We start from the raw sequence: 20791 nt of genomic DNA on the forward strand, positions 1-20791 counted from the left end.
GCCCGTCAGTGGAAGCCCGTCAGTGGAAGGCCAGCCACCCTGTGCCCAGGACGAAGGTGAGCCCGGCGGCGGCCACGGCGGCCGGTCGGTTGCGGTGCAGCGCGAACCAGACCAGCGCGGCGGTCACGAGGACGGCCAGCGTGCCGATCCCGGCGCGCAGCAGCCCCTGGCTGTAGCCGTACTCGTTGAAGTGACGCACAAGCCAGGCGAACCAGGCAAGCCTCAAGACGCTCTCCCCCACGGTGACTGAGAGCCGGGCCCGTCACACCGTCCGGCGCGGTGGTCAGCCGCGCATCGGTGTGCACCCGACTCGGTTTGTTGACCCGCAGTTTAGTAGGGAGAGTCAACTGCCTTTGCAGGAAGCGTGGTTGTCAGAGACAGTCCGCGAGTCCGTCCAGCGCCTTCAGCACCTCCGCCTCCCCCGCCGGAGGCAGCTGCACCACGATCTCCTCGATGCCGAGCTCCGCGTAGTGGGCGAGCTTGCCCGGGGTGGGGTGGACGGCGTACGGGACGATCTGGAGGGCGTCCGGGTCCCGGCCCGCCTCCGCCCAGGCCGTCCGCAGCAGCGGCAGGGACTCGGACAGGCCGCGTCCGCCGATGGGCAGCCAGCCGTCCGCGTACTCGCTGATGTGGGCGAACAGCTTGGGCCCGGCGGCCCCGCCGACGAGCGTGCGCGGACCGACGACCGGGCCACGCGCCTTCCGCACCGGCTTGGGGTGTGCCTGACTGGCCCGGACACCGCCGAACTCGCCCTCGTAGGCGACCGGTTCCTCCGACCACAGGGCCCGCATCAGCCCCATCCGGTCACGCACGAGCTCGCGCCGGGTGCGCCAGCGCACGCCGTGATCGGCGGCCTCCTCCACGTTCCAGCCGAAGCCGAGCCCGAGCGTGAACCGGCCGCCGGACAGGTGGTCCAGGGTCGCGATCTGCTTGGCCAGGACGATCGGGTCGTGCTGGGCGACGAGCGTGATGCCCGTGCCGAGCCCGAGCCGGCCGGTGACGGCGGCGGCCTGGCCGAGCGCCACGAACGGGTCGAGGGTACGGCCGTACTCGCGCGGCAGCTCACCGCCCGCCGGGTACGGCGTCGTCCGCTCGACCGGGATGTGCGTGTGCTCGGGCAGGAACAGCCCGGCGAAACCGCGGTCCTCCAGCTCACGTGCGAGCCGGGTCGGGGTGATCGTCTCGTCGGTGAGGAAGATCGTCACGGCGATGCGCATGAACCATATCTACCCGAGGCAGACACACCTGTCCATACCGACCAGTCGGGACTTTCGGGGGCCCGTGACCTGTTCCGCTGATCCCCACCGGCGGATTCCCCTCCCTTGCACGCCGGTTAACGGCTGACTACAAGGGTTCCCACGCACCACCCCGCACCACCCATGCCACGTCACCGACGACATCTTGGGAGCAGCTGCATGTGCGAGGACAACCACGGCGGGCTCGGCCGGCGTGCCCTGTTCGTGACCGGAGCGGCCGCCGCGCTTACGTTGGGAAGCGTGAGCTTCGCTTCAGCGGCAGAGGGCAGCCGGGAGAGCAGAACGGTGCGCGGCACGCTGCCGCCCGGCTCCCCCGACTTCGTGTACGTGCCCGTCGAGGTCCCGGCCGGGGTCCGGGAGATCAAGGTCGCCTACACCTACGACCGGCCGTCCGTCCCGGCCGGCACCACGGGCAACGCCCTCGACATCGGCGTCTTCGACGAGCGCGGCACCGAGCTCGGCGGCCGGGGCTTCCGCGGCTGGTCGGGCGGGGCGCGCACCGAGTTCTTCCTCCGCGCGGACGACGCGACGCCCGGCTACCTCCCGGGCCCGGTGCGCGAGGGCACCTGGCACATCGCGCTCGGCCCGTACACGGTCGCCCCGCAGGGGCTGGCGTACGAGATCACGATCACGCTGACCTACGGGGAGCCGGGCGAGGCCGCCCGGCCGGTGTACCCGCCCGAGCGGGCCAAGGGCCGGGGCCGGGCCTGGTACCGGGGCGACTGCCACCTCCACTCCTGGCACTCCGACGGCCGCCGCACCCCCGCCGAGATCGGCGCCCTGGCGCGGGCGGCGGGCCTGGACTTCATCAACTCCTCCGAGCACAACACACACTCGGCGCACGCCCACTGGGCCGATGTGGCCGGGGACGACCTGCTCGTCATGCTGGGCGAGGAGATCACCACCCGGAACGGTCACGTGGTGGCGCTGGGCACCGACCCGGGCACCTTCGTCGACTGGCGCTACCGGGCCCGCGACAACCGCTTCGGCCGCTTCGCCCGCCAGATCCGCCGCGCCGGCGGCCTCGTCGTCCCGGCCCATCCGCACGCCACGTGCGTCGGCTGCAACTGGAAGTTCGGCTTCAACGAGGCGGACGCCGTCGAGGTGTGGAACGGCCCCTACACGCCCGACGACGAGGTCGCCCTCGCCGACTGGGACAGCATGCTCGTGGCGTCCGCGCGGGACGGCCGCGACTGGCCCCCGGCGATGGGCAGCAGCGACGCCCACCGCGACCCGGACGCCGTCGGCAGCCCCCAGACGGTCGTCCTGGCCGACGACCTCACCCGGGAGGCCATTCAGGAGGGCATCCGGGCGGGACGGTCGTACATCGCCGAGTCCGCCAGGGTCGAGCTGTCGTTCCGGGCCTTGGGCGGGCGCGGCGAACACGCGGGCATCGGGGGGCGGCTGCGGGTGGACCGCGACACCCCGGTCACCGTCCGCCTGGAGGTCACGGGCGCCCCGCGCTGCACGGTCCGTTTCGTCACCGACCAGGGCGTGCTCCACACCAGCGCGCCGCTGCCGGTGTCCGGCTCGGGCGTCGTCGAGTGGCGGACGACACCGTCGTACGCGGCGTACGTGCGGGCCGAGTTGCGGCACGAGACGGCGGCGGGACCCCTGCCCGGCGCGCTGGCGGCGCTCACGAACCCGATCTTCCTGGGGCACCGCACGGGATGACGAGCTGAGCTCAGCCCTCGTCCAGGTCCGCCACGACCGCCGCGTGGTCCGAGGGCCAGACTCCGTCCACGGGGCCGTCGCAGGCCCGCCGCACGTCCCGTACGCGGCCGAGTCCGCCGGGGCCGGGCGGGCCCACGTGGACGTAGTCGATGCGCGCGCTCGGCTCGTGGGGCGCCGCCACGTACGGGTTGGCGGCGTCCCAGGTGGCGGCGGGGGCGGCCGGGTCGGCGTACTCCCAGGCGTCGAGCAGGACCTGTCCGGGCACGGCCGGGGCGGTTCCGCGGCCCCCGAGGAGGCGGACCTCGTCGGAGTCGGGCCGGGCGTTGAGATCGCCGGTGACGACGGGCGGGAAGGGGGTGCCGCCGCGGTGCCGGGCGACGAACCCGGCGAGCGCGGCGGCCTGCCCGCAGCGGACCGCCGAGCCGTGCGGGACGGAGGTGAAGTGGGCCGTGAAGAAGGGGACGTCGTGGCCGGGGGCCGCCAGGCGGGCGTAGAGGGCCAGCCGGCCGTCGTCGGTCTCCGCCGGGGCGGGCAGCGGCAGCACGTCCCGGTCCACGACCGGCCATCGGCTGAGCACGGCGTTGCCTATGTCGACCGTGGCGTCCCCGATCCGCCGCCGCCAGCGCTCCGGCGCGGGCGAGGGGGCCCAGGCACAGTGCAGCCCCAGCTCACCGGCCAGCCACTCGGCGAGGTTCTCGCCGTCCGCGGCCCACACCTCCTGGAGGCCCACGACATCGGGACGCAGCTCCCTCAGGGCCGTGAGGATCGCCTTCTGCCGCGTCTGCCACGGCCCGAAGCGCCACCACAGATTCCACGTCACGATCCGCATCCGCAGCCACCCTGCCTTCGTCCCGGCGCGTCGAGGATCATTGAAGCAGGAGCCGTTGCAGAAACCGTGAGAACTTCGTGCCGAAGGAGACCCGCCGCCGATGTCCCGCCTCACCGACCTGCGGTTCCGCGCCGCCACGTCCTTCCAGCGCCGCATCAACCCCGTCCTGCGCCGCCTGCCCCTCCAGACGGTCCTGGAGACGACGGGCCGCGTCTCCGGGCTGCCCCGTCAGACACCGGTGGGCGGCCGCCGCGTCGGTGACTCCTTCTGGCTGGTGTCGGAGTTCGGCGAACGGTCGCAGTACGTGCGCAACATCAAGGCGGATCCGTGGGTGCGGGTGCGGATCCGGGGGCGCTGGCACACCGGGACGGCCCATCTCGTGCCGGACGACGACCCCGTGGCCCGGCTGCGGCGGCTGCCCAGATTCAACGGCCTGGGGGTGCGGGCGTTCGGCACCGACCTGCTGACGGTACGGGTGGATCTGGACACCTGAGAGGCGTCAGCCCGGCCAGACGATCGCCTGCACCTCGCTGTAGGCGTGCAGCGCGTAGGAGCCGACGTCCCTGCCGACGCCGCTCCTCTTGAAGCCGCCGAAAGGAGCTTCCATGTTGCGGCCCACGGTGTTCACGCCCACCCCGCCGGCCCGCAGCCGGCGCGCCACCCGGAAGGCGCGGGCGACGTCCCCCGACCAGACGTAGTCGATGAGGCCGTAGTCGGTGTCGTTGGCGAGGGCGATGCCCTCCTCCTCGTCCTCGAAGGGGATGACGACCACCACCGGCCCGAAGATCTCCTCGCGGGCCACGCGCATGTCGTTGCCGCAGTCGGCGAGGAGCGTCGGGGCGACGTAGAAGCCGGTGGGCAGGTCCGGGCGTTCGCCGCCCGTCACGACCACCGCGCCCTCCTTCCGGCCCAGTTCGACGTACGACTCCACGCGGTCCCGGTGCGCGGCCGAGATCACCGGCCCGACCACGGTGTCCGGCTCGCGCGGATCACCGACCTTCAAGCGGCCTGCGTACAGGCTCAGTTGATCCACCAGCCGGTCGTATACCCCGCGCTGCGCCAGCACCCGCGTCGGGGCCGTGCAGATCTGCCCGCTGTAGAAGGAGAAGGTGGTCCCGATCCCGGCCACGGCCGAGCCGACGTCCGCGTCGTCGAAGACGATTGCCGCACCCTTCCCGCCCAGCTCCATCAACTGCCGTTTCATGTCGCGCCCGCACACCTCGGCGATGCGCTGCCCGACGGCCGTGGAGCCGGTGAAGCTGACCATGTCGACGTCCGGTGAGTCCACGGCCGCCTCGCTCACCCCCTGAGACCGGCCGGACACCACGTTCACCACACCCCGTGGCACACCCGCCGCCTCCAGCGCCTCCGCCATGCGGTAGACCGACAGGGGGTCCTGCGGGGCGGGTTTCACCACGACCGTGTTGCCCATGGCCAGGGCCGGGGCGATCTTGCCGGCCGGGTTGGCCCAGGGGTTGTTGTACGAGGTGATGCAGGTGACGACGCCGACGGGCTGGCGGACGGCCAGGGCACCCATGACACCAGCCCTCCCCATCGGCCCTGCCTCGTTGATCTGCGGCGGCACCGCCCACTCGGCGGGCTCCACGCGCGCGTAGCGCCGGAACCGGGCGGCGGCGACGCCGACCTGCATCCCGCGTGCGGTGCCGGTGGTCGCGCCGGTCTCGGCCCGGGCGAGTTCCGCGTACGGCACGAGGTGGTCCCGGATGATGTCCGCCGCCCGGGAGAGCACCGCGGCGCGCTCCTCCGGCGCCGTACGCGACCACGGCCCGAACGCCTCCCGGGCCGCCGCACAGGCCGCGCGCACCTGGTCCCGCGAGGCCTCCGGCGCCCATCCGACGGTCTCTTCGGTCGCCGGGTCGACCACCTCGTAGTGCCCGCCGTCCGGCTCCACCCAGGAGCCGCCGACGAACAACGCCTGCCCGGACGTCACCTGGTTCACCTGGTTCACCTGGTGCTCACCGTCTCGGTGTCCCGCCGCGAGCGCAGCACCCGGCCCGGCACCGCCCCGGTCACCACGTCGTCCCGGATCGCCTCGACCCCGTTGACCCACACGGCCCGCACACCCAGCGCCCGGGAGTCCAGCCGCGGGCTGTCACCCGGCAGGTCGTGCACCAGGGTGGCCGGGCCCGCGTCGATCCGCTCCGGGTCGAAGAGGACGAGGTCCGCATGCCAGCCCTCCCGCACCTGCCCCCGCTCCCGCAGGCCGAAGAGCCGGGCCGGGTCGTCGGTCAGCATCTTCACCGCCTGCTCCAGACCGACCAGCTTCCGGCCCCGCAGACAGTCCCCGAGGAACCGGGTCGTGTACGGCGCCCCGCACATCCGGTCCAGATGCGCCCCCGCGTCGGACCCGCCGAGCAGCACGTCCTCGTGCTGCCAGGTCTCCGCCCGCAGCGCCCAGGACGCCGGGTCATTGTCGGTGGGCATCGGCCACAGCACCGTGCGCAGCCCGTCGTTGGCGCAGATCTCCACCAGGCACGCGAAGGGCTCCTGGCCGCGCTCCTCGGCGATGTCCTCGACGACCCGGCCGGTCAGCCCGGCGTTGGCGTCGCTGTAGGTGTCGCCGATGACGTACCGCCCGAAGTTCGACAGCCGCCGGAACACCCCGGCCTCCTTGGACCGGGCCCGGCGCAGCAGCTCGTCCCGGACGTCCGGATCGCGCAGCTTCTCGATCCGCCGCGGCACGGGCAGCCCGAGGACCGGTCCCCACCCGGGGATCAGGTTCAGCGCGCAGAAGGTGCCCAGGGACATGTTCATCGGCGTGAGGATCGGCATGGTCAGCGCCACGACCCTGCCGCCCGCCTTCCGCGCCTGCTCGCTCGCGAGGAGCTGCCGGGGCACCCGCTCGGGCACCGCCGCGTCGATGGTCAGCACGTTCCAGTTCAGCGGCCGGCCCGCCACCGCGCTCATCTCCACGAACAGATCGATCTCGGCGTCGCTGAACTGGTCGAGACAGCCCGCGACGATCGCCTCGATCTGCGTGCCCTCGTGCTCACCGACGGCCCGGGACAGCGCCAGCAGTTCGGCGGGCCCCGCGTGCCGGGAGGCGACCGGCTGCCCGTCGCCGTCGGAGTGGCTGGTCGACTGGGTGGTGGACAACCCCCACGCACCGGCGTCCATGGCCTCCCGCAACAGCCGTACCATCGACGCCAGTTGCTCCCCGGTCGGCTGCCCGCCCACCGCCTCCGGCCCCATCACGTACCGCCGCAGCGCACAGTGCCCCACCATGAACCCGGCGTTGACCGCGATCCGCCCCTCCAGGGCATCGAGGTACTCCCCGAACCCGTGCCAGCTCCAGGGCGCCCCCTCCTCCAACGCCACCAGCGACATGCCCTCGACCTTGGACATCATCCGCCGCGTGTAGTCGGCGTCCTGCGGCCGCTCCGGGTTCAGCGGCGCGAGCGTGAACCCGCAGTTCCCACCCGCGACGGTGGTGACACCGTGGTTGAGCGAGGGCGTGGCGTACGGATCCCAGAAGAGCTGGGCGTCGTAGTGGGTGTGCGGGTCGACGAAGCCGGGGGTGAGGACGAGCCCGGCGGCGTCTTCGGTGGTCCGGGCCTCCTCGGTGACCCGACCGATGACGGCGATACGGCCGTCGCGCATGCCGACGTCGGCGGTATACGCCGGGGCGCCCGTCCCGTCCACGACGGTCACACCCTGGATGACGTGATCGAGCATGAGCTACTCAACTCCCTTAGGTTCATTGCCCTAAGGGGCGCGGGGCTGTGTCAATTTGCGGCTCCGCCGCGTAGGCGCGACAAGCCACGACGTACCCGCACCCGCCAACGGCGATCAGGCAGCACCCCGGAACCGCGAAGTCCGATGCACAGGATCCGTGTCGATCTTCGGAATCACGTGCTCCCCGACCAACCGGATCGTCTGCAGCGTCTCCTCCTTCGGCACCCCCACCGGCAACCCGAAACTCAACTGATCCGCCCCGGCCCGCTCCCAGCGCTCGCACTGCCGCAGCACCTCGTCCGGGTCCCCGCAGATCAGCAGTTCCTCCTCGATCAGCACCTCGACGAACTCCTCGGTGTACTCCGGCAGCGTCTCCGGCCACACCGGGAACCCCTCGGGCCGGGGGAACGTGTCGTGGTACCGGAACACCAGCGACGGCAGATAGTGCAGCCCGCCGCTCGCCGCGATCCGCACCGCCTCCGCGTGCGTCGGGGCGCAGATCGCCGTGGTCGTCACCATCACGTTGTCGTTGACGAAGTCCCCGACCGGCTCGGCGTCCACGATCGCCGTCTTGTACTGCTCCAGCACCCACTCCATGTCGGAGACCTTCTGCACGCTGAAGCCGAGCACGCCGAGCCCCTTCTTCGCGGCCATGGCGTACGACGGCGGCGACCCGGCCGCGTACCACATCGCGGGGTGGGACTTCCCGTACGGCTTCGGCAGGACCTTCCTCGGCGGCAGCGACCAGTGCTTGCCCTGGAAGCCGGCGTACTCGTCCTGGAGCCACATCTTGGGGAACTCGGCGATGGTCTCCTCCCAGAGTTCCTTGGTGTGGTTCATGTCGGTGATCCCCGGCAGGAAGCCGAGGATCTCGTGGGAGCCGGCGCCCCGCCCGCTGCCGAACTCGAAGCGCCCTTCGCTGAGGTGGTCGAGCATGGCGACCTTCTCGGCGACCTTCACCGGGTGGTTGACCGGCGCGAGCGGGTTGAAGATCCCCGAGCCCAGGTGGATCCGCTCGGTCGCGTGCGCCAGGTAGCCGAGGAAGACGTCGTTGGCGGAGAGGTGCGAGTACTCCTCCAGGAAGTGGTGCTCGGAGGCCCAGGCGTACTTGAAGCCCGACGTGTCCGCCTGGATGACGTACTCGGTCTCCTCCATCAGCGCCTTGTGCTCGGCGAGCGGGTCGGTCTCGGCCCGTTTGCCCACGTATCCCTGTACGAAGACCCCGAATTCCAAGGAGGTTCACCGCCCCACGGTCGTATCTGACGGAGCGTCAGATCAGTGAGTCCGACTGTTCCACCGGCCCCCATGAGCGTCAATAGCTGATGAGCCGTCAGATAAGCCTCGCCGCGGTCAGATGACGCTGACTCCCGCCAGCCATCCGCCGTCGATCACGAACGGCTGCCCCGTGATGTACGACGAGTCCGGCGAGGTCAGGAACAGGGCGAGCCTCGCCACCTCCTCCGGCTGCCCGACCCGCCCCAGCGGCACGAGCTTGCGGTACAGCCGGTCGAGCCCCCTCGCCGCCGCCTCCGGGTCGGCGTCGGGATCCAGCCGGGCCGGGTTGGACATCGCCGTGTCGATGGCGCCCGGGCAGACGGCGTTGACGCGGATCCCCCGTCCGGCCAGCTCCAGGGCGGCGACACGGGTCAGACCGACCACGGCGTGCTTGGTCGCCGCGTACGCGCCCACCGCCGCCATCCCGGTCAGGCCGGTGTAGGAGGCGGTGTTGACGATCGTGCCCCCGTCGGCCATCTCGGGAGCGACCGCCTTGATGCCGAGGAAGCACCCCACCTGGTTGACCCGCACGACCTGCATGAACTCGTCGAGGGGTGTGTCGAGGAGGGTGTTGAAGCGCAGGATGCCGGCGTTGTTCACGAGCCCGTCGACAGGGCCGTACGCGTCCTGGGCCGCGGCGACGGCGGCCTGCCAGTCGTCCTCCCGGCCCACGTCGAGATGGACGTACTTGGCGCCGATCTCCTTCGCGAGGGCCTCGCCCTGGTCGTCGAGGACGTCCGCGACCACCACCCGGGCCCCCTCGGCCGCGAACAACCGTGCCTCCTGTTCACCCTGGCCGCGCGCTGCGCCGGTGACGATGACGACCCGTCCGTCGAGCTTGCCCATGGGGCCTCCTCACAGGTGGGGAGCGACCTCGGCGCCGAACGCCGCCATCTGGTCGGTCAGTTCACTGCGGCTCCGGCTGCGAAACCGCACCTGGATCTGGTGCACGCCCATCGCGCGGTAGGCCCGCAGCGACTCGGCGAGCTCCTGGGGGCCGCCGGTGAGGGTCCCGCGGCCCACGTCCCAGCGGGGCGGGCCGACGTACAGCGGCTCGGTGATGGCGCCCACGGTGAAGCCGCCGTGGACGCCCTCCCGTTCACGTATCTCAGCGATCCGCGCGATCTGCTCCGGCAGCCGGTCCCTCGGGTCCCCCTGCGGCAGCCATCCGTCGCCCTTGAGCGCGGCCCGTCGTACGGCGGCGGGCGAGGAGCCGCCGACCCACAGGGGGACGCGCTCCTGCACCGGCCGGGGCCGCTGCCCGAGCCCCTCGAAGTCGTACAGCTTGCCGTGGTGCTCGGGGAACTCGTCGGGGCCGAGGGCGGCGCGCAGGGCGTCGAGGCACTCGTCGAGCACGGCGCCGCGCTGCCGGAAGTCCACGCCCAGGGCCTCGAACTCCTCCCGGACGTGCCCGGCACCGACCCCGAGGATCAGCCGCCCGCCGCTGAGGTGGTCGAGCGTGGCGTACTGCTTGGCGGTGAGCAGCGGGTGCCGCAGCCCGACGACGGCGACGTGGCTGAGCAGCCGGATCCGCTCGGTGGCCGACGCGAGGAAGGCGAGGGTGGCGACGGGGTCGTACCAGACCGTGCTCATCGCGGCGGCCAGCCGGCGCGGGATGCCGACGTGGTCGCAGCTCGCGAGGTAGGCGAAGCCGGAGCGGTCGGCGGTGCGGGCGACGGCGAGGAGGTCGTCGGGGCCCGCGCCGGCCTCCCAGGGCTCCGTGTAGAGGGTGCTCTGGGACTGGACGGGAAGCTGCATTCCGTACCGCAGGCTCACCGGGTGCCGCCCGGCCACAGTCCCTCGTCGCTCAGCCCGAGCAGCTCGATGGCGTTGCGCCGCACGATCCGCTCCACCACCCCCGCTTCCAGGTGCCCCATCTGCGCCTCGCCGACCTCGCGGGACTTGGGCCAGGTGGAGTCGGAGTGCGGGTAGTCGGTCTCGTAGAGGACGTTGCGCAGGCCGATCGCGTCGAGGTTGCGCAGCCCGAAGGCGTCGTCGAAGAAGCAGCCGTAGACGTGCTCGGCGAACAGTTCGGACGGTGGCCGGTGCACCTTGTCGGCGACGCCGCCCCAGGCCCGGTTCTCCTCCCACACCACGTCGGCCCGCTCCAGGATGTAGGGGATCCAGCCGATCTGCCCCTCCGCGTACATCACCTTGAGGTGGGGGAACTGCTCGAACTTGCCGCTCATCAGCCAGTCGACCATCGAGAAGCAGCAGTTGGCGAAGGTGATGGTGGAGCCGACGGCGGGCGGGGCGTCGGCGGAGGTGGAGGGCATGCGGCTGCTGCTGCCGATGTGCATGGCGATGACCGTGCCGGTCTCGTCGCAGGCCTGGAGGAAGGGGTCCCAGCCGTCGCCGTGGATGGAGGGCAGCCCGAGGTACGGCGGTATCTCGGAGAAGGCGACGGCACGGACCCCGCGCGCGGCGTTGCGCCGAACCTCCTCGGCCGCCAGCTCGGCGTCCCACAGGGGGATGAGGGTCAGGGGTATGAGACGGCCCCGCGCGTCGGGCCCGCACCACTCCTCCACCATCCAGTCGTTGTAGGCGCGGACGCAGAGCAGCCCCAGTTCGTGGTCCTTCGCCTCGGTGAAGGTCTGGCCGCAGAAACGCGGGAAGGTCGGGAAGCAGAGGGCGGACTGGACGTGGTTGACGTCCATGTCGGCGAGCCGGGCGGGGACGTCGTAGGACCCCGGGCGCATCTGCTCGTAGGTGATGACCTCCAGCTTGATCTCGTCCCTGCTGTACCCCACGGCCGTGTCGAGCCGGGTCAGGGGACGGCGCAGTTCCTCGTAGACCCACCAGTCACCGACGGGTCCGTCGTCACCGGGTTCACCCATGACGGGCCGGAAGCGCCCGCCGAGGAACGTCATTTCCTTGACGGGCGCACGGACGATCCGCGGTCCGACGCCCCGGTACTTCTCCGGAAGCCGGTCCTGCCAGACGCTCGCGGGCTCCACCGTGTGGTCGTCCACGGAGATGATCAGCGGAAACGTGCTGTCGTGGCTGTCCATGACGCGCAGGGTAGCGCCGATCTGACGGGGCGTCAGCTATATGTGCGGGGGGCGAAGGGCCGGAGAATGGACGAGTTGGCCATCATGGAGGCCCTCCGGATGGGCCACTGCCGGGGCGTCCAGGAAGGGACCGTCCGGTGCAAGCCGGCGTGGGACGAGCCGGCGTAGGAGAACTGGTGCCCGGGTCCGGACACACATCGGCCGCGGCGGCTCCCCCTCCGCGCCGCCGCGGCCGAACCCCGTGTGAGGTGGCTTACTTCGTCGGCTTGAAGGGCTCCGACGTGGCGTGCAGGTCCTTGGTCTCGAGCGGCTCGTCAGTCGCGTGCAGGTCCTGCTTCTTGACGGCGCCCTCGTTCCCTGGCGGGCAGGTTCCTCGGTCCCCCAGCGGGCTCGTTCGGGTCGGGTGCAGGGTCTGCGGGCTTGGAACTCGTCGCCCCATGATCGTCAACTTCCCCTTGGCATGGATCAAAGCAGTGAGGTCGGCGGGCCCGTCCGGTCACTCCCCCGAGTCCGGCCGGACGGGCCCGCCTGGGCCGCTCACCCTATTTCTCAAGTGCGGGGCCCTGTGCAGTGACCCGTCTGCCCCCCGACGCGACGGATCGACTACGTCAAGCATGGCGTGGGGCGATAAACGAATGATGAACGCCCGCGGCGGGGCGTCAGGCCGCCCGTACCGGAGAGAGCAGCGCCCGCACCTCCGCGGCCTCGGGCGAGCCCAGCTCCTCGTAGATGCCCGCCGCCTCCTGCCAGCAGACCTGGGCCCGGCCGGTCTGCCCTATGCCGCTGAGCGCCCGGCCGAGCACGGTCAGGACGTTGCCCCGCCGCCACTCCCCGCCGATGCCGCGCAGCACGGTCAGCGCCATCTCGGCGTTGGCGGCGGCCTGTGCGGCGCGCCGGGCGGCGAGGTCCACCTCGGCCAGCCGGAACAGGCTCATGCCCTCCCACAGGCGCTGCCTGCTGTCGCGGAACACCTCCAGCGCCTCCTGCAGCCGTTCGGCCGCGGTGCCGAGGTCACCGCTCTGGGTGAGGGCGAGCCCGAGGGCGTAACGGGCGTTCGCCCCCCGCATGGTGCTGCCCATGGCGTCGTAGATGCCGATGCCCTCCTGGGCCAGTGAGACCGCGCTCTGGGTCCGCCCGGTCGCCAGGTGGATCCGGGACAGGTTGCACAGCGCGGCGGCCTCCCCGGGCCGGTTGTCCATGGCCCGGAAGTGCTCGATGGCCCGGGAGAGGTGCTCCTCGCCGTCCGCGTGCCGGTTCTGGTACAGCGCGATGATGCCGCGCGCGTTGCGGGCCCAGCAGACGGGAAGCAGGTCGTCGGCCTGCTGCGCGAGGAGTATGGCCCGCTCGGCCTCCTGGTCCGCCCGCTCGAACCGGCCACTCACGTGGTGGACGTTGACGAGCGTCGTCAGTGCCCGGGCCTCCGCCCGGGCCAGGTCGAACTCCCGGGCCGCGTCCCGGAGGGCCCCGGCCGTCGCCTCGTACTCCCTGGCGTTGGCGCCCGACTCGGAGAGGTCGTGCGCGGCCCACAGCAGGTCGATGGCCCGGGGCAGGGTGCCCGGCTGCCCGGCGGACTGCCGTACGCACGCGAGGAGGCAGATGGCCTCCGCGTACAGCCAGTCCTGCGCCGCGTGCCGGTTCTCGAAGCGCAGCCCCGGATACGAGGTCGGTTCGAGGTGGTCCACCAGCGTGTCGCCCGGCCGCTCGATCGCGAACACGGCCGCCGCGGAGGCCAGATAGAAGTCCAGCAGCCGCGACAGCGCCGCTCCCCGCTCGCTCGGCGGCAGTTCGTCCCGTTCCGCGCACGCACGCGCGTAGAGCCGTACGAGATCGTGGAAGCGGTAGCGGCCGGGGGCGGCCGACTCGAGGAGCGAGGTGTCCACGAGCGACTCCAGGAGGTCCTCCGTGTCCTCCACGGGAAGATCCAGGACCGCCGCCGCGGCCGGGAGGGAGATGTCGGGGCCGTCGGCCAGGCCCAGCAGGCGGAAGGCCCGGGCCTGGGCGGGCTCCAGCTGCCCGTAGCCCAGCTCGAAGGTGGCCTTCACCGCCAGGTCACCGGCCTGGAGTTCGTCCAGTCGGCGGCGTTCGTCGGCGAGCTTCGCGGCGAGCACCGACACCGTCCAGGTGCGGCGCGCGGCCAGTCTGGACGCCGCGATGCGGATGGCGAGCGGCAGGAAGCCGCAGGCCGCCACGACGTCCAGGGCGGCCTTCCGTTCGGACGCGACCCGCTCCTCGCCCACGATCTTCGTGAACAGCGCCAGCGCCTCGTCCGGCGACATCACGTCCAGGTCGATCAGATGGGCACCCGCCAGGTCCACCATCCGCACCCGGGAGGTGACCAGCGCGGCGCAGCCGTCCGTGCCGGGCAGCAGAGGACGTATCTGGGCGGCGTCGCGGGCGTTGTCCAGCAGGACCAGCACGCGGCGTCCGGCCAGGACCGAGCGGTACAGGGCCGCGCGCTCCTCCATGGAGTCGGGGATCGCGGTGTCGGCGGTGCCGAGGGCGCGCAGGAACGAGCCGAGGACCGTCTCCGGCTCCGCCGCCCGGGCGCCCGCGCCCTGGAGGTCGACGTACAGCTGCCCGTCCGGGAACGCCGCGCGGGCCTGGTGGGCCACGTGCACGGCGAGGGTCGTCTTGCCGACACCGCCGATACCGGCCAGCGCCGAGACCGCCATCACCCCGCCGTCGGCCGAGGCCAGGATGTCGCCGAGCTCGCGTACGAAGGCGGAACGGCCGGTGAAGTCCGGCACCGTCGCCGGCAGCTGGGCCGGGCGGACCGGGGCGGAGGCCGGCTCCGGGGCCGGGGAGGAGGGCTCCGCGAGCCCCGGGTCGGCCTGGAGGATCCGCTGCTGCAGCTCGCTGAGGCCGGGGCGCGGGTCCACACCCAGTTCGTCGGCGAGCAGGCGCCGCGTGTCGGCGTACACCGCGAGTGCCTCGGCCTGGCGGCCGCTGCGGTACAGCGCCAGCATCAGCAGCTCGCGGAGCCGTTCACGCAGCGGATGGGCGGCGGTGAGGGCGGTGAGCTCCGAGACCGCCTCCGCGTGGCAGCCCTGCTCCAGGTCCATGTCCAGGCGGGATTCGAGGAGCTGGAGCCGCCACTCCTCCAGGCGGACGCGCTGCGCCTCCGCGTACGGGCCGGGCACGCCGGCCAGGGTCTCCCCGTCCCACAGGGCGAGGGCCCGCCGCAGCACGTCCCGGGCGTGGCAGAGGTCGCCGGCCGACCGGGCCTTCTCCGCCTCCGTGGCCAGGTCCTGGGCGACGGCCAGGTCCAGGGCGCCCTCGGCCAGGTCACGGACCGCGTATCCGCCGGACTCGCTGGCCAGGACGCCCGCGTCCAGCACCTTGCGCAGTCGGGAGGCGTACGTCCGCAGCGCCGCCAGGGCCTGCGAGGGCGGTTCCTCGCCCCACAGGGCGTCGATCAGCTCAGCCGCCGTGGCGGTCCGGCCCTCACGCAGCAGCAGGGCGGCGAGCAGGGCGCGTTGCTGGGGGGACCCGGTGGTGATGGGCTCGTCTCCGCGCCAGGCGCGCACCGGTCCGAGCACGCCGAAGCGCAGCGCCGGCACCGACGCCGGTTCCACCGGTTCCGCCGACTTCGCCGAGGAGCCGGGACGCCGCTGCTCCGGTACGCGCGGCACACCGTCCGGTACACCGTCCATGCAGTCCCCCTAGACATCCTGAGCAACCACGCCAGTCTGCCTTGTGCACGGCGGGTACGTCAGCCGTGGGGGACACCGATCACGGCCCGACGCACGGGAGTCCACAAGACCCGCACACTCTCTTCCCACACAAGCGCACAAGAAGCCTCTCCGTCAGGGCGAGTTGGAGCGATCGGGCCAGGAGACGCGACGGGGTGCCCAGGTCAGGAAGTGACGGGGCGCCCGGATGCTCCGGTCAACGGGGTGCCCGGTGATCCAGCCGGTGGTGTCGGCGCGACGGGGCTCGGGCGTCGGGTCATAGTGGATCCCGTAGACCGACAGTCGCCCCACCCCGAAGGCGGTCCCATGCCCGGCGAGCAGCCGCAGACGTACGAGACCCTCGACGAGCGGTTCCGGACCGGCCTGTGCCAGGCGGGGGACTCCAGGCTGGAGGTGCTCTTCGAGGGGTGCCGGTGGGCCGAGGGGCCCGTGTACGTGCCCGCCGGGCGGTATCTGCTGTGGAGCGACATCCCGAACGACCGGCTGCTGCGCTGGGACGAGACGACCGGCGCCGTCGGGGTCTTCCGGACGCCGGCCGGGCACCCGAACGGCAACACCCTGGACGGGCAGGGCCGTCTGGTCACCTGCGAGCAGGGCAACAGGCGGGTGACCCGGACCGAGCACGACGGTTCGGTGACCGTGATCGCCGAGCGGTTCCGGGGGAAGCGGCTCAACAGTCCGAACGACGCCGTCGTGCGGTCCGACGGCTCGATCTGGTTCTCCGACCCCGAGTTCGGGATCGCCTCCGACTACGAGGGGCATCGCGGGGAGAGCGAGATCGGCGCCCGGAACGTCTACCGCGTGGACCCCGGCAGCGGTGAGGTGCGGCTGGTCGCCGACGGCTTTCAGGGGCCCAACGGGCTGGTGTTCTCCCCCGACGAGCGGCGGCTGTACGTGTCGGACAGCCTGGCCAACCAGATCCGCGTCTTCGACGTCCAGGACGATTCCACGCTGACCGGCGGCGACGTCTTCGCCCTGGGCGGGAACGGCCACTTCGACAACATCCGCTTCGACGACGAGGGACGGCTCTGGGCCGCCGCGATGCACGACGGTGTGCACTGCTACGACCCCGACGGCACCCTTCTCGGCCGGGTCCTGGTGCCCGGCACCGTCGCCAACGTCCGCTTCGGCGGGGCCCGGCGGAACCGGATGTTCATCGCCGCCGACACCACCCTCTACTCCCTCATGATGTCGGTCACGGGGACCCCGGCGCTGCCGACCGGCCCGTGACACCGGGGCCGTCCCGCAGCGCCCCCTTCACGACCTTCCCGCTCGCGTTGCGCGGCAGCTCCGCCACGAACTCCACCGTTCTCGGCACCTTGTAGTTCGCCATCTCCCTGCGGGACCAGGCGATCAGGTCGTCCGAGGTGAGGAGAGCGCCCGGCCGCCGGACGACGTACGCCTTGCCGACCTCGCCGAGGCGCGCGTCGGGGACGCCGATCACCGCCACGTCGGACACGTCCGGGTGCAGGCCGAGCAGTTGCTCGATCTCCGCCGGGTAGGCGTTGAAGCCACCGACGATGAACATGTCCTTGAGGCGGTCGGTGATGCGCAGGTTGCCCTCGGGGTCCAGGACGCCGACGTCGCCGGTGCGCAGCCATCCGTCCGGGGTCAGGACCTCGGCGGTGGCGTGGGCGTCCTCGTAGTAGCCGGACATGACGTTGAAGCCGCGGACCAGGACCTCGCCCGCGCCGGTGCCGGGTTCCAGGGGGCGGCCCTCGGCGTCCACCACCCGTACCTCGGTGCCGGGGATGGCCCGGCCGGAGGTGGAGGCGATGACCGTCGGGTCGTCGCCGCGGCGGCACATCGTGACGACGCCGCCGGCCTCGGAGAGGCCGTACGCCGTCAGGACCGTACCGACGCCGAGTTCCTCGCGGAGCCGCTCGACGAGCCGCAGCGGCACCACCGCCGCGCCCGTCACCACCAGCCGCAGCGCCGACAGGTCGTGCGCGTCCCGTGCCGGGTGGTCCAGGAGGGACTGGAGGAGGGTCGGGGGGCCCGGGAGCACGGAGACCCGTTCCGCCGCGAGGTTGGCGAGGGCCGTGTGCACGTTGAACACCGGCTGGGGGATCATCGTCGCGCCCCGCATGAGGCAGGCGAGCACCCCGGCCTTGTAGCCGAAGGTGTGGAAGAAGGGGTTCACGATCAGGTAGCGGTCGCCCCGGGTCAGGCCCGCCAGGTCGCTCCAGATGCCGTACGCGCGCAGCGACTGCGCGTGGGTGACGACCGCGCCCTTCGGGCGGCCGGTGGTGCCCGAGGTGAAGATGATGTCCGAGGTCCAGGGCCCCTCGACCGCGTCGGCCCGGGCGCGCACGGCCGCCGGGCCGACCCCTTCCCCACCGGCCAGGAAGTCCTTCCAGGTGAGGAAGTCCGCCGGGGCGTCCTCCGCGAGGACCACCACCCGCTCCAGCTCGGGCAGCCCCGGCAGCGGGCCGGTGCCCGGGCCCTCCCCCGCCGCTCTGCGCAGGGAGGCCACGTACGAGGTGCCGAGGAAGGTGCCGGTCACGAAGAGCAGCCGCGTTCCGCTGCGGCGCAGGACGTCCGCCGCCTCCGTCCCCTTGAAGCGGGTGTTCAGCGGCACGAGCACCGCGCCCGCCGAGACCGCGCCGAGCGCGGCGACGATCCAGTCGAGCGTGTTCGGCGCCCAGACGCCGACCCGGTCACCGGGTTCGACCCCGTTCGCCAGGCAGGCCGCCGCCGCGCGCTCCACACGGGCGCCCAGTTCCGCGTAGGTGATCCGGGTACGGCCCTCGACGACGGCCTCGACGTCCGCGTACCGCTGGGCCGCCGACCGCACCAGGCCCGGGATGCTTCCCCACTCCGTGTCCGCTCGCACAGCAAGCCCTCCCACCCGTCGTCGGCACAGGAGCTGACTGACCGTCAGATTAGCTGTAATCTGACGGCCTGTCAGCGAACCGTTCGGGCCGGAGGTGCGCGCACCATGGCAGCAGCATCGGCAGGCCTCGGCCCCAAGGGCCGCGGTCTCGAGGGCCGCGGTCTCAACGGCCTCGGCCTCAAGGACGCCACCGCCATCGCCGGCATCGGCCGGACGCCGTTCGCCAAGCGGCTCCCCGAGGACGAACGCACCCTCGCCTGCCGTGCCGTCCTGGCCGCCCTCGACGACGCCGGGATCGCGCCCGGCGAGGTCGACGCCCTCGCCTCCTACACCATGGAGGAGACCGACGAGGTGGAGCTGGCGAAGGCCTGCGGCTTCGGTGACCTCACCTTCTTCAGCAAGGTCGGCTTCGGGGGCGGGGGTTCGTGTGCCACGGTCGGCCATCTCGCCGCCGCCATCGCCACCGGGCAGGCGAGCGTCGGGGTCGCCTGGCGGTCCCGCAAGCGGGGCAGCGGACCCCGGCCCTGGACGAACACCACCGTCCAGCTCCCGACACCGGCCCAGTGGACCCGGCCGTACGGCCTGCTCCGGCCGGTCGACGAGATCGCCATGCTCACCCGCCGGTACATGCACGAATACGGCGCCACCCGCGACCACTTGTTCAACGTCGCCCTCGCCTGCCGCAACCGGGCCAACCAGAACCCCGCCGCGATCATGTACGACCGGCCCCTCACCCGCGAGATGTACATGACGTCCCGGTGGATCAGCGAGCCGCTCTGCCTCTTCGACAACTGCCTGGAGACGGACGGGGCGCTCGCCTGTGTCGTCGTCTCCGCCGAGCGGGCCCGGGACTGCCGCCGCACACCCGTCTACGTCCACGCCGCCGCCCAGTCGCTGCCCGCCCAGCACCACGGCATGGTCAACTACTGGAACGACGACCCCCTCACCGGCCCGGCCTGGGCCGCCGCCCGGCATCTGTGGAAGCACTCCGACCTGACCCCCGAGGACGTGGACGTCGCCCAGATCTACGACGCCTTCACCCCCCTGGTCCTGCTCTCCCTGGAGGGCTACGGCTTCTGCGGGCGCGGCGAGGGCGGGGCGTTCACCGAGGGCGGGGCGCTGGAGATCGGCGGGACGCTGCCCGTGAACACCGGCGGGGGCGGGCTGTCCGAGGCCTACGTCCACGGCTTCAACCTCATCGACGAAGGGGTGCGGCAGCTGCGCGGGACCAGTACCGCGCAGGTGCCGGGCGCCTCGGTCTGCCTGGTCACCGCGGGTGAGGGTGTCCCGACCTCCGCCCTGCTGCTGAGGAGCTGACATGCTCAGTCCCGTCACCGACGCCGACGGCGCCCCCTTCTGGGAGTACGCCGCCCGGGGCGAACTCCGGGTCCAGGGCTGCGCCGGCTGCGGCGAGCTCCGCTTCCCGCCCCGGCCCTGCTGCCCGCACTGCCAGTCCTTCGAGTCCGAGTGGCGCCTGGTCTCCGGTGGCGGCCGTGTCTGGTCGTACGTCGTCCCGCACCCGCCGCTGCTGCCGGAGTACGCGGAGCTGGCGCCGTACAACGTGGTCGTGGTCGAACTGGACGAGGCACCGCGCATCCGGCTGGTGGGCAACCTGGTCGCCGGGCCGGGTCAGGCGCTCAACTCCTTCTCGACGAACAGCCTTCGTATCGGCGCCCGGGTGCGGGCCGTCTTCGACGAGGGCATCCCCCGGTGGGTCCTGGAGCGCTCATGAGCGGTGTGCTCGTCACGGTCGACCAGGACAGCGGGGTCGCCGTCGTCACTCTGAACCGGCCCGACCGGCTCAACGCCATCGATCTGGGGATGGCCGGTGAACTCGCCCGCGTCTGGCGGGACCTGCGGTTCGACGACTCCGTGCGGGCGATCGTCCTCACCGGTGCCGGTGAGCGTGCCTTCTGCACCGGGATCGACCGGGACGCCGTCGTGCCGCAGCCGAACTCGCCCTACGCACAGGACGATCCGCTGCTCGGCGTCGGGCCCAAGGCGAACGACCTGTGGAAGCCGGTCGTCGCCGCCGTGCGCGGGATGGCCTGCGGGGGCGCCTTCTACCTGCTCGGCGAGGCGGAGTTCGTGGTCGCCGACGCCACCGCCACCTTCTTCGACCCGCACACCACCTACGGCATGGTCAGCGCCTACGAGTCCGTCCTCATGGCGCAGCGCATGCCCTACGGGGAGGTCGCGCGGATGGCGCTCATGGGGACGGCCGAACGGATCTCGGCCCGGCGGGCGTACGAGGTCGGGCTGGTGTCGGAACTCGCCCCGGAGGGCGAGGTGCTGGCGGCGGCGACCGCCTGTGCCGCCGTCGTCGCCGGATACCCGACCGAGGCCGTGCAGGGGACGGTCCGGGCGCTGTGGGCCGCGAGCGAGGCCGGGCGCTCCCGGGGCCTCGCGCAGGCACCGCATCTCATCGCGCTCGGGAACGCGACGGGCGACCGGCAGGCCCGGCTGTTCGCGGGGCGGGGGCGGGAGTACCGGTTGCGTTAGAGAATCGTTTACCCGTACAC

17 protein-coding genes are annotated in these 20791 nt (G+C 72.4%); 6 read left to right on the plus strand and 11 right to left on the minus strand.

Going from position 1 to position 20791, the window contains the following annotated elements; genetic code table 11:
* Positions 1-19: 19 nt before the first annotated feature.
* Both SSQG_RS16795 and SSQG_RS16800 read right to left on the minus strand, forming a co-directional pair.
* Positions 20-226 carry a hypothetical protein gene (locus SSQG_RS16795; protein WP_106434176.1) on the minus strand — a complete coding sequence of 69 codons (207 nt, stop codon included), beginning with the start codon at positions 224-226 and terminating at the stop codon, positions 20-22.
* 145 nt (positions 227-371) lie between these two features.
* Positions 372-1217 (minus strand): LLM class F420-dependent oxidoreductase, encoded by an 846-nt coding sequence (locus tag SSQG_RS16800; protein WP_003990993.1) that lies wholly within the window; start codon positions 1215-1217, stop codon positions 372-374.
* 198 nt (positions 1218-1415) lie between these two features.
* On the opposite strand from SSQG_RS16800, the gene SSQG_RS16805 reads away from it, so the two are divergent.
* The gene (locus SSQG_RS16805; RefSeq protein ID WP_003990994.1) at positions 1416-2930 is read left to right on the plus strand and encodes a CehA/McbA family metallohydrolase; all 1515 of its coding nucleotides are present in this window, start codon (positions 1416-1418) and stop codon (positions 2928-2930) included.
* A 10-nt stretch (positions 2931-2940) separates the two neighbouring features.
* Here SSQG_RS16805 and SSQG_RS16810 read toward each other — a convergent pair whose 3' ends face one another.
* Positions 2941-3759, minus strand: a complete 819-nt coding sequence (locus SSQG_RS16810) for an endonuclease/exonuclease/phosphatase family protein (RefSeq protein WP_039932902.1) — start codon at positions 3757-3759, stop codon at positions 2941-2943.
* Between the two features lie 100 nt (positions 3760-3859).
* Between SSQG_RS16810 and SSQG_RS16815 the strand changes: the two genes are divergently transcribed.
* Positions 3860-4252 (plus strand): nitroreductase/quinone reductase family protein, encoded by a 393-nt coding sequence (locus tag SSQG_RS16815; protein WP_003990996.1) that lies wholly within the window; start codon positions 3860-3862, stop codon positions 4250-4252.
* A gap of 6 nt (positions 4253-4258) precedes the next feature.
* Here SSQG_RS16815 and SSQG_RS16820 read toward each other — a convergent pair whose 3' ends face one another.
* The 7 genes from SSQG_RS16820 to SSQG_RS16855 all read right to left on the minus strand — a co-directional run bounded on the left by SSQG_RS16820 (position 4259) and on the right by SSQG_RS16855 (position 15394).
* Entirely contained in the window at positions 4259-5710 is a 1452-nt protein-coding gene (locus SSQG_RS16820) for an aldehyde dehydrogenase family protein (protein ID WP_039935137.1), read from the minus strand.
* Between the two features lie 14 nt (positions 5711-5724).
* Positions 5725-7455 (minus strand): N-acyl-D-amino-acid deacylase family protein, encoded by a 1731-nt coding sequence (locus SSQG_RS16825; protein WP_003990998.1) that lies wholly within the window; start codon positions 7453-7455, stop codon positions 5725-5727.
* Between the two features lie 114 nt (positions 7456-7569).
* Positions 7570-8688, minus strand: coding sequence for an LLM class flavin-dependent oxidoreductase (locus SSQG_RS16830; RefSeq protein WP_078506861.1), 1119 nt, complete (start codon positions 8686-8688; stop codon positions 7570-7572).
* Between the two features lie 117 nt (positions 8689-8805).
* On the minus strand, positions 8806-9576 hold the full coding sequence (locus SSQG_RS16835; RefSeq protein ID WP_003991000.1) for an SDR family NAD(P)-dependent oxidoreductase: 771 nt from the start codon (positions 9574-9576) through the stop codon (positions 8806-8808).
* 9 nt (positions 9577-9585) lie between these two features.
* Entirely contained in the window at positions 9586-10488 is a 903-nt protein-coding gene (locus tag SSQG_RS16840) for an LLM class F420-dependent oxidoreductase (RefSeq protein ID WP_052310454.1), read from the minus strand.
* A 14-nt stretch (positions 10489-10502) separates the two neighbouring features.
* Positions 10503-11741, minus strand: a complete 1239-nt coding sequence (locus SSQG_RS16845; protein ID WP_003991002.1) for an amidohydrolase family protein — start codon at positions 11739-11741, stop codon at positions 10503-10505.
* 659 nt (positions 11742-12400) lie between these two features.
* Positions 12401-15394: an AfsR/SARP family transcriptional regulator gene (locus SSQG_RS16855; RefSeq protein WP_003991004.1), complete on the minus strand. Its 2994-nt coding sequence runs from the start codon at positions 15392-15394 to the stop codon at positions 12401-12403.
* Positions 15395-15739: 345 nt separating this feature from the next.
* On the opposite strand from SSQG_RS16855, the gene SSQG_RS16860 reads away from it, so the two are divergent.
* Positions 15740-16663, plus strand: coding sequence for an SMP-30/gluconolactonase/LRE family protein (locus SSQG_RS16860; RefSeq protein ID WP_003991005.1), 924 nt, complete (start codon positions 15740-15742; stop codon positions 16661-16663).
* Here SSQG_RS16860 and SSQG_RS16865 read toward each other — a convergent pair.
* Entirely contained in the window at positions 16629-18269 is a 1641-nt protein-coding gene (locus SSQG_RS16865; protein WP_003991006.1) for a FadD3 family acyl-CoA ligase, read from the minus strand. The two genes, SSQG_RS16860 and SSQG_RS16865, sit on opposite strands and share 35 nt — an antisense overlap.
* 105 nt (positions 18270-18374) lie before the next feature.
* Between SSQG_RS16865 and SSQG_RS16870 the strand changes: the two genes are divergently transcribed.
* From SSQG_RS16870 to SSQG_RS16880, 3 genes are read left to right on the plus strand one after another with little or no spacing between them, the layout of a single operon-like run.
* Positions 18375-19586: a lipid-transfer protein gene (locus tag SSQG_RS16870; RefSeq protein ID WP_003991007.1), complete on the plus strand. Its 1212-nt coding sequence runs from the start codon at positions 18375-18377 to the stop codon at positions 19584-19586.
* Between the two features lies 1 nt (position 19587).
* Positions 19588-20001 carry a Zn-ribbon domain-containing OB-fold protein gene (locus tag SSQG_RS16875; protein WP_003991008.1) on the plus strand — a complete coding sequence of 138 codons (414 nt, stop codon included), beginning with the start codon at positions 19588-19590 and terminating at the stop codon, positions 19999-20001.
* Positions 19998-20771 (plus strand): enoyl-CoA hydratase/isomerase family protein, encoded by a 774-nt coding sequence (locus tag SSQG_RS16880; RefSeq protein ID WP_003991009.1) that lies wholly within the window; start codon positions 19998-20000, stop codon positions 20769-20771. The genes SSQG_RS16875 and SSQG_RS16880 overlap by 4 nt, the downstream gene beginning before the upstream one ends.
* Positions 20772-20791 lie beyond the last annotated feature (20 nt).

Source organism: Streptomyces viridochromogenes DSM 40736 (assembly GCF_000158955.1).
In the GTDB taxonomy this organism is placed as follows: Bacteria; Actinomycetota; Actinomycetes; order Streptomycetales; family Streptomycetaceae; genus Streptomyces; species Streptomyces venetus.